1 protein-coding gene and 1 pseudogene are annotated in these 511 nt (G+C 43.2%); both read left to right on the top strand.

The genetic code is table 11. From position 1 onward, the window contains the following. The coding region (locus AACW06_RS21140; RefSeq protein ID WP_192074488.1) for a transposase at positions 1 to 123 on the top strand (123 nt) is incomplete at its 5' end. Further along, positions 123 to 511, top strand: a pseudogene (locus tag AACW06_RS20025) (transposase); the annotation flags it as partial. The gene AACW06_RS21140 and the pseudogene AACW06_RS20025, both read left to right, overlap by 1 nt.

Here is a 511-nt window from a genome sequence, read left to right as displayed (position 1 = left end):
ACCTGCACACTGGAAGGGATGAACAACAAGATAAAGCTAATCAAGCGAATGGGTTATGGGTATCGAGATACAGACTACTTCTTCTTGAAGATAAAAGCGGCTTTCCCCGGAAAGCCGCGATGAACCTGAAAAAAGGGCTGATTTATGAAGTCGTTCAGTCTTTTAGCCGACAAGATAAACTGATAAAACTGAAGAGTAACCCGCAAGCGCGTAAAAATGGCCAGAGCTAGAACAAGAGGTTGTAGTACGTTTAATCACGAGAGTCAAAGAGGGTAAGCAATACGATGTTCTCACCTCAATGGTTGAACCTATGCTTTATCCCAAATCAGATATAGTCGGTTTATATGGATACCGTTGGGAAATTGAACTGGGGTACCGAGAGCAAAAAACAATACATGCTTGGTAACCGCCTTACACTGCGAAGCCGACTCCCAGAGCTCGTGAGACAAGAGCTCTGGGGAATACTACTGACATACAACTTAATCAGATATCAAATGGTGCAGATGTGTAA

The organism is Vibrio sp. S12_S33, from assembly GCF_963889785.1.
Lineage (GTDB): Bacteria > Pseudomonadota > Gammaproteobacteria > Enterobacterales > Vibrionaceae > Vibrio > Vibrio aestuarianus.
Note: the sequence above shows the minus strand (reverse complement) of the source record. Positions and strands in the feature narration are given on the sequence as shown.